We start from the raw sequence: 8,413 nt of genomic DNA on the forward strand, positions 1-8,413 counted from the left end.
CCCAATTGAGGTTTATCATTATGAGTAGTGAAAACAACGTCAAACATAAGGATTTGCATTTAATCAATGATTTGAATGCAGCCTTGCAAAAAGAAAAACACAGCGGGCAATTTTGGGTCATTATCCTGTTTTTCCTGTTTCTGGTGGTCTTCGTGATTTGGGCTTATAACAGCCCGATTGAAGAAGTGACCCGTGGTAACGGCAATGTGATTCCCAGCAGCCGTGAGCAAGTGATTCAAAGTTTGGATCCGGGCATCATCACCGAAATCTCGGTGAAAGAAGGTGATATTGTCGAAAAAGGCCAAATCTTGCTGAAATTAGACGATACACGCAGCTCGGCTGTATTGCGCGAAAGCGAAGCTAAAGTGGCCAACTTAGAAGCCATGGTAGCACGTTTGAAGGCAGAAGCTTACAACACAGCGTTGACTTTTCCAAAAGGCATCAGCAACGAATTGCGTGCGCGTGAACAGGCTGCTTACAATGCCCGCCGTCGTGCAGTGACTGATGCGATTCAAAGCCTGAGCTTGAGCAAAGCAACGTTGGATAAAGAAATTGAAATCACTGCACCAATGGTGGCGCAAGGCGTGGTTTCGGAAGTGGAATTGTTGCGTATGCAGCGTCAATCCAGCGAATTGACTTTGCAAATTGCTGAGCGACGCAACCGCTATATGGCTGATGCCAATAATGAATTGGTGCAGGCTGAATCTGAATTGGCTCAAGCCAAAGAAAACACAGCCATGCGCGCCGACCCAGTAGAGCGTTCGCAAATCCGTGCACCGATGCGTGGTATTGTGAAGGATATTCAAATCAATACTGTTGGTGGTGTGGTGAATGTGGGTCAAGACATCATGCAAATCGTACCTTTAGACGACAAATTGTTGGTAGAAGCCTATATCCGCCCGCAAGACGTAGCCTTTATGAGCCCGGGTTTGCCGGCTGTGGTGAAAATCAGTGCGTATGATTATGCCATTTACGGTGGTTTAGACGGTAAAGTGACCTTAATCAGCCCAGATACCGTAAGTAACTCTATGCAAAACCGTGCCAATGATTTGAAGCTTGATCCGAACCAAGTGTATTACCGTATTTTGGTACAAACGGACAGCAACAGCTTGACGGACAAAAACGGCAAAGAAATGCCGATTATCCCGGGTATGGTGGCAACAGTTGATGTGAAAACCGGTGAAAAAACCGTATTCCAATACTTAATCAAACCAATTACCCGTATGAAACAGGCTTTAAGCGAGCGTTAATTGGATAATCAATAATTTGGAACGGTTTGAAATATGCGTTTCTATAAAAAGCTTACTTAATCGCTTAAGTAAGTTTTTTTGTGGGAAATGCACAAATCGTTTCGGTGTGAAAATAATCAAAATGTCAGATTTTTAAAATTCACTGAAATTAATATTCCATGAATAAGGCCGTCTGAAAGTAAGCAATTACTTTCAGACGGCCTATCTTTTTATTCATATTGCCCGATTAATAATGAATCACGCTGCGAATCGATTTACCTTCGTGCATCAAATCAAACGCGGTGTTGTCCAAAGGCATGGTGTGAGTAATGAAATCACTCAAGGCAAATTCGCCGCGCATGTTGGTCGATAATGCCCGGCAATTCGCTGCGGCCTTTTACGCCGCCGAATGCTGAACCGCGCCATACGCGGCCGGTAACCAATTGGAACGGACGGGTGGAAATTTCCGCTCCGGCCGGTGCCACACCGATAATGATGCTTTCCCCCCCAGCCTTTGTGGCAGCATTCCAAAGCCGCGCGCATTACTTCCACATTGCCGATACATTCAAACGAATAATCCACACCGCCATCGGTCATCTCGATAATTACTTCTTGAATCGGTTTATCGAAATCTTTCGGGTTGATAAAATCGGTAGCACCAAGTTTCTCTGCCAAAGCAAATTTAGACGGATTGGTGTCGATACCGATAATGCGGCTTGCGCCACTCATGCGTGCGCCGATAATGGCAGCCAAGCCGATGCCGCCCAAGCCGAAAATCGCTACAGTGTCGCCGCGTTTTACTTTGGCCGTGTTCATCACTGCGCCCATGCCGGTGGTCACGCCACAGCCGAGCAGGCAGACTTCTTTTAAATCGGGGCTTCAGGTTGGATTTTGGCTAAAGACACTTCGGCAACAACGGTGTATTCCGAGAAGGTCGATGTGCCCATATAGTGATAAATCGGCTGGCCGTCTTTGAAAAAGCGCACTGTGCCATCGGGCATCAAACCTTTACCTTGGGTGGTGCGGACAGACGAACACAGGTTGGTTTTTCCTGAAGTACAGAATTTGCATTTGCCGCATTCGGCGGTGTAAAGTGGAATCACATGATCGCCAACGGCAAAACCGGTAACACCTTCGCCGACTGCTTCGACAATACCGGCACCTTCATGCTCTAATACGCAAGGGAACACGCCTTCCGAATCTTGTCCGCTAAACGTATAAGCGTCGGTATGGCACACGCCGGTGGTGACAATGCGCACCAACACTTCGCCTTTTTGTGGCGGCATTAAATCTAATTCTTCGATTTTTAAGGGCTCATTGGGCGCCCAAGCAACGGCAGCGCGGGTTTTTGATAAATTTCATGGTTGGCTCTCTCTGTTGTGATTATGTCTGAACATTATACTCCATATAAACGCTTCTCATATTTTCAGACGGCCTTTTAAGCCGATTTCCGCTATAATGAGCGTTTTTGAACAAGATATTTGCATCATGAAACACATTCACATTATCGGAATCGGCGGCACATTTATGGGCGGCGTAGCAGCCATTGCCAAAGAAGCAGGTTTTAAAGTCAGCGGCTGCGATGCCAAAATGTATCCGCCGATGAGTACGCAACTTGAAGCCTTGGGCATTGATGTGCACGAAGGTTTCGATGCCGCGCAGTTGGATGAGTTTCAAGCCGATGTGTATGTGATTGGTAATGTCGCCAAGCGTGGCATGGACGTGGTTGAAGCGGTGTTAAACCGTGGCTTGCCATATATTTCCGGCCCGCAATGGTTGGCAGAAAACGTGTTGCATCATCATTGGGTCTTGGGCGTGGCAGGTACACACGGCAAAACCACCACAGCATCTATGCTGGCTTGGGTGTTGGAATATGCAGGTTTGGCGCCGGGCTTTTTGATTGGCGGCGTGCCACAGAATTTCAGCGTGTCGGCGCGTTTACCGCAAACTCCGCATCAAGACCCAAACAGTAAATCGCCGTTTTTCGTGATTGAAGCCGATGAATACGATACGGCGTTTTTCGATAAACGCAGCAAATTCGTGCATTACCGCCCACGCACGGCGATTTTGAATAATCTCGAGTTTGACCATGCCGATATTTTTACCGATTTGGGCGCAATTCAAACCCAGTTTCACCACTTAGTGCGCACGGTGCCTTCAGACGGCCTGATTGTTGCCAACGGTCGCGAAGAAAGTATTCACGAAACCTTAGACAAAGGCTGCTGGACACCGGTCGAACTATTCGGCAACCAAGCCGGTTGGCAAATTGGTGAAGCAGACGAGCAGGGTGGCTTTGACGTATTTTTCAAAGGCGAACAAGTCGGCCACATTGCATGGGCATTATTGGGCGAACACAACCGCATGAACGCATTGGCCGTGATTGCTGCCGCACGTCATGTCGGTGTGGATGTTCAGACGGCCTGCGAAGCCTTAGGCCAATTCCAAAACGTGAAGCGCCGCATGGAAATCAAAGGCACGGTTAACGGCGTGACTGTTTACGACGATTTTGCCCACCATCCGACCGCGATTACCACCACCGTGGCCGGTTTGCGCCAAAAGGTGGGTAACGCCCGCATCTTAGCCGTGCTGGAGCCACGTTCCAACACCATGAAACTGGGCACCATGAAAGCCGCGCTGTCCGAAAGCCTGCGCGAAGCCGACCAAATATTCTGCTATGCCGGTGGCGTGGATTGGGATGTAGCTGAAGCGTTGGCGCCGCTGGGCGACAAACTGCATGTTGGTCAAGATTTTGATGCCTTCGTAGTCAAGATTGTGAAACACGCGCAAAGCGGTGATCAGATTTTGGTGATGAGCAATGGTGGCTTTGGTGGCATTCACGATAAAATTTTAGCAGCGTTAGCGGCGTGAATTTTTTCTGATAGATTGGTTTGAAGGATGTGAAACATCATATTTAGAAAATATATCAGAAGTAATTGATTGGCTTTTTTGTAGTTGCTATTTGTACAATTGACAGATTGTTAACAGTAATTTTTGATTAGGTGGTTAGTTAATACATACACCCTCAATCTGAAATGGATGCATTATTTGGTGGATTTATAGGGGCTGAACCAGTCATAATTGCTTTACTGACGATTAATTCTGATTAAGCTTCTTAAAATGAAGTCCAATGAAAATCAAATAAGCTAATTTCTCAAATTTCTTAAATCAATGTTTTAAAAGTAAAAAAAAGCCGTCTGAAAATTTCAGACGGCTTTTCATCTATTTAAAAAACAATATATTAGTTACTTCTTCACGCCTAAGAAAGCGTTATACATCCAAATCAATTTCTCTTGCGCCTGTACATAGCCGGTAATCAAATCAACCGTGCCTTCATCACCGGCTTCGCCTGCCGCTTCAATCACAGAGCGTTGCTCTTCAATCAGTTCCTGTAAGCCACTGACCAGACCTTCTACACATTCGCGGCCGTCAAACACATTCTTATCTTCTTTGATAGAAGAATATTTCGTAAAGTCGCTGTAAGCATGCAGCGGTGTGCCTGCCAGCGTCAAAATGCGCTCGGCAATTTCATCAATCTGCAATTGCAGCTCGGTATAGAGTTCTTCAAATTTGGTGTGCAGTGAGAAAAAATGCTCGCCTTTAACATTCCAATGATAGCCGCGCACATTTTGATAAAACACATGATAGCTTGACAACAGAGCAATTTAACTTCTCATTAATCGGTGCAGTTTCGCTTTTTTCCAAACCGATTTGGTTGGTTTTCACTTTTTCTTCTGCAGCAGTTTTCTCTTTTTTTGCTTTAGCCAAGATGATTTTTCCTTTAAGTAAATAGATAAACAGATGTAGCCGCTAAACTTCATTGATTCTTGAAATATAAGGTTAATGTAGTCCTATGGCTTGGACTTATCAAGGATTTTTCCAAATCTTAACCTGACAAATTTTCAGTATAAAAATACTTTTTATAATATGATTTACATTAATAATATAGGGGCTTAGGAAGCAAAACCTATTTTAAGGGGCTCTCGGACAACATTCACAACAGCTCTTTGTACAAAATTATGCCGGTCATTGAACCCGAATTCGGTTTCTTTCAGGTGCAGTTAAAACGTATGTTTTGCTGCAGCATTAAATTGTACCAAGCGGTGCTTGGCATTGCCGCAGAAGAATTCGATACCGTTTTATATGCTGCGCACTAAGGGTAAATTCATTGTCACGTTGATGCACTCGGAGATACTTTGCAAAACCCATGTCAATCAATTCCCGATAACCGCATCATCCATCAGCATTGGGACGCCATCAACCGCCCTAATAACCTTTTGCAGCCTTGCTTTGAACGAAGAAATGTGCCAAAGATGGCGATTTTGTAAAGGCCTCAGTTTACGATTATTTTTTAAAGGACTAAGGATGATTTTAAAAGCGATCTTGAAATCAAAACATGCCGTCTGAAACGTTTCAGACGGCATGTTGACTGGAGCGGACAACCTTACTGTACACCATTTTGCTTGGCTTCCAAACGTTCCCACAATTCCAGTTTATCCAACAGCAGCATTTCAATTTCTTCCGAACGTGCTTGTAATGCGCCGGCTTTCTCGTAATCTTTGAAGATGTCGGGGTCGGAAAGCTGAACGTTGAGTTCGGCCTGCTCCTTTTCCAAGGCCGTAATTTCTTCGGGCAGGGCATCGAGTTCGCGCTGTTCTTTGTAGGAAAGTTTGACCGTGCGGTTGGCTTTAGGCTTTTCTTTCACCAGCTCGGCTGCGGCTTTCGGCGCTGAGGCCGTCTGAAGGGTTTGCTCGCGCTTTTTGGCATCGAGATAATCTTCATAGCCGCCGATGTATTCTTTCAGACGGCCGTTTCCTTCAAAAACAATGCTCTGTGTAATCACATTATCGAGGAACATACGGTCGTGGCTGACCAAAAACACCGTGCCTTGATAATCGCGCAGCAGCTCTTCCAGCAATTCTTGCGTGTCGATATCCAAGTCGTTGGTCGGTTCGTCCAGCACCAAAATATTGGCCGGTTTGGTGAATAATTTTGCCAGTAACAAGCGGTTGCGTTCGCCGCCGGAGAGTGAAGAAACCGGTGATTGCGCGCGCGCAGGGTGGAACAGGAAATCTTCCAAATAGCTCATCACATGGCGTTTTTTGCCGCCGATTTCAACAAAATCATTGCCTTGACCGAGCGTGTAAAACACGGTGTCGTTTTCGTTCAATGCGCTGCGGAATTGGTCGAAATAGGCCACTTCCTGCTTGGAACCGATGCGGATGCGGCCGTAAGTAGGCTGCAATTCGCTCAAAATCAGTTTTAAAAACGTGGTTTTGCCGATACCGTTGGAGCCGATTAAGCCGATTTTGTCGCCGCGCTGAATAATGGCGGAGAATTTGTCCATAATGACTTTGTCGCCGTATTGGAAAGATGCGTGTTCCAATTCAGCGATGATTTTGCCGCTTTTTTCACCACTGTCGAGCTTGAAGTTAACTTGGCCTTGCACATTGCGGCGTTCGGCACGTTGGCGGCGTAATTCTTCCAAACGGCGAACGCGGCCTTCGTTGCGCGTGCGGCGGGCTTCAATGCCTTTGCGAATCCACGCTTCTTCTTGCGCGTGTAATTTGTCGAACAAGCGGTTGTGTTCGGCTTCAACGGCCAATTCCTGCTCTTTTTTTTCGCTGTATTTGGAAAAGCTGCCAGGATAGGAGCGCAGCGTGCCGCGGTCGAGCTCGACAATGCGGGTGGCGACATTATCCAAAAAGCGGCGGTCGTGGGTAATCACCACTAAGCTGCCTTCAAAGTTTTTCAGCAGGTTTTCCAGCCAGATAATCGCGTCGATGTCCAAATGGTTGGTCGGCTCATCAAGCAGCAACACATCGGGCTTTTGTACCCATGCTTGCGCCAAGGCCACACGCTTTTTCTGACCGCCGGAAAGGTTGCTGATTTTTTCGTCTTCCGGCAAGCCCAGTTCGCTGATGGTTTGTTTTACCGCTGCATCCAGTTTCCAGCCGTCTTGTGCTTCGATTTTCAGCTGCAATTCGTTGAGTTCTTTTAATAAACTTTCATCGCTGCTGCTTTCCAGCTGATGGCTGACTTGGTGATAACGGCTCAACAGCCCGCGCATTTCGCCCAAGCCTTCAGCCACAATATCAAACACCGTTGCCGCGTTATCGAAAAACGATTCTTGCGACACATAAACGATTTTCAGGTTGTTTTGCAGAATAATCTGGCCATCGTCCAGTTTTTGCGCGCCGGCGAGAATTTTTAAAAACGAAGATTTGCCCGCACCGTTGCGGCCGATTAAGCCGATTTTTTCGCCGCTGTCGAGCTGGAAAGCGGCTTTGTCCAATAAAGCGACATGGCCGACGGCGAAAGAAGCGTTTTCAACTTGCAGAATATTCATAACGGTAGCGGTAAAGTACAGAAAGGGCGTATTTTAACTGATTTTGCAGCGGTTTATAAGGTGACAGGTTGAGCCCTTTGAAAAATCTCCATCGGGGGTTTACAAAGGTCTCAGGCCGTCTGAAAACGAAGTTTTAGACGGCCTAGCCTATTCCTGATAAAACTCAATCGGCAAGCCATCGGGATCTTGGCAGAAGAAAAATGCTTTGCCGGTGTATTCATCGATGCGGATGTCTTCGCACGCAATGCCTTTTTTGCTTAATTCATCGCGTTTGGCGGCAACATCATTTACGGCAAAGGCCAAATGGCGCAGGCCACAGGCTTCGGGATAACTTGGGCGCGGCGGCGGATTGGGAAAGGAAAAAAGCTCCAGCACATAATGCGAGCCGATGCCTAAATCCAATTTGTAGGAATCACGTTCGGCGCGGTAGTGTTCGGCGAGAATGTTTAGGCCTAAGATTTCGGTGTAGAAATGTTTGCTTCGCGGGTAATCAGAGCAAATTAAGGCGACGTGGTGTAGGCGCATGGTTTAATGGTTCTCTTTTTTTAATGAGGCCGTCTGAAAAAGAAGTTTCAGACTAAGAAAAGCTAGCGTTTTTTACAGTATTTGAAAGACAATTCTGCCATGAACATCCACAAAAACACCCGCCTTACTCCGCACCAACGCCAAGCCGTTTGGCGCGCCTATACACAGGATAAAATTACCGTTACTTCACTGGCTCGGCAATACCAAGTCAGCAGGGTCACCATTTACCGTATCCTTAAGGCCGCACGGCTGTAACTTCCCGCACCGCAAAACAGCACCAACAACCGTTTCAAACAAGCCAAATATGGCATGA

At 46.6% G+C, this 8,413-nt stretch carries 6 protein-coding genes and 2 pseudogenes; 3 read left to right on the forward strand and 5 right to left on the reverse strand.

Translation table 11 applies throughout. From position 1 onward, the window contains the following. Window positions 1-20: 20 nt before the first annotated feature. Window positions 21-1,250, forward strand: coding sequence for an HlyD family type I secretion periplasmic adaptor subunit (locus ACFPVS_RS08875; protein ID WP_096295376.1), 1,230 nt, complete (start codon window positions 21-23; stop codon window positions 1,248-1,250). A gap of 226 nt (window positions 1,251-1,476) precedes the next feature. Here ACFPVS_RS08875 and ACFPVS_RS08880 read toward each other — a convergent pair. Next, window positions 1,477-2,533 (reverse strand): annotated as a pseudogene (locus ACFPVS_RS08880) (S-(hydroxymethyl)glutathione dehydrogenase/class III alcohol dehydrogenase). A 184-nt stretch (window positions 2,534-2,717) separates the two neighbouring features. On the opposite strand from ACFPVS_RS08880, the gene mpl reads away from it, so the two are divergent. Then, a complete protein-coding gene (gene mpl / locus ACFPVS_RS08885; protein ID WP_096296130.1) occupies window positions 2,718-4,097 on the forward strand; it encodes a UDP-N-acetylmuramate:L-alanyl-gamma-D-glutamyl-meso-diaminopimelate ligase in 1,380 nt (459 codons plus the stop codon). 374 nt (window positions 4,098-4,471) lie between these two features. Here mpl and ACFPVS_RS08890 read toward each other — a convergent pair whose 3' ends face one another. From ACFPVS_RS08890 to gloA2, 4 genes are all read right to left on the reverse strand, one after another. Continuing rightward, the gene (locus ACFPVS_RS08890; protein ID WP_198345249.1) at window positions 4,472-4,867 is read right to left on the reverse strand and encodes a Dps family protein; all 396 of its coding nucleotides are present in this window, start codon (window positions 4,865-4,867) and stop codon (window positions 4,472-4,474) included. Continuing rightward, window positions 4,827-4,994 (reverse strand): hypothetical protein, encoded by a 168-nt coding sequence (locus ACFPVS_RS08895; RefSeq protein ID WP_198345248.1) that lies wholly within the window; start codon window positions 4,992-4,994, stop codon window positions 4,827-4,829. The genes ACFPVS_RS08890 and ACFPVS_RS08895 overlap by 41 nt, the downstream gene beginning before the upstream one ends. A 676-nt stretch (window positions 4,995-5,670) precedes the next feature. Next, entirely contained in the window at window positions 5,671-7,575 is a 1,905-nt protein-coding gene (locus ACFPVS_RS08900; protein WP_096295374.1) for an ATP-binding cassette domain-containing protein, read from the reverse strand. A gap of 147 nt (window positions 7,576-7,722) precedes the next feature. After that, complete coding sequence (gene gloA2 / locus ACFPVS_RS08905; RefSeq protein WP_096295373.1) at window positions 7,723-8,100, reverse strand: SMU1112c/YaeR family gloxylase I-like metalloprotein; 378 nt, start codon at window positions 8,098-8,100, stop codon at window positions 7,723-7,725. A gap of 99 nt (window positions 8,101-8,199) precedes the next feature. Here gloA2 and ACFPVS_RS08910 point away from each other — a divergent pair. Then, window positions 8,200-8,352 (forward strand): annotated as a pseudogene (locus ACFPVS_RS08910) (helix-turn-helix domain-containing protein); the annotation flags it as partial. Window positions 8,353-8,413 lie beyond the last annotated feature (61 nt).

This window comes from Neisseria weixii, from assembly GCF_042658245.1.
Taxonomy (GTDB): domain Bacteria; phylum Pseudomonadota; class Gammaproteobacteria; order Burkholderiales; family Neisseriaceae; genus Neisseria; species Neisseria weixii.

Bases quoted from the DNA above. Each gene is read 5' to 3' on its own strand.
- ACFPVS_RS08875 (WP_096295376.1), top strand. From the start codon at position 21: ATGAGTAGTGAAAACAACGTCAAACATAAGGATTTGCATTTAATCAAT.
- mpl (WP_096296130.1), top strand. From the start codon at position 2,718: ATGAAACACATTCACATTATCGGAATCGGCGGCACATTTATGGGCGGC.
- ACFPVS_RS08900 (WP_096295374.1), bottom strand. From the start codon at position 7,575: ATGAATATTCTGCAAGTTGAAAACGCTTCTTTCGCCGTCGGCCATGTC.
- gloA2 (WP_096295373.1), bottom strand. From the start codon at position 8,100: ATGCGCCTACACCACGTCGCCTTAATTTGCTCTGATTACCCGCGAAGC.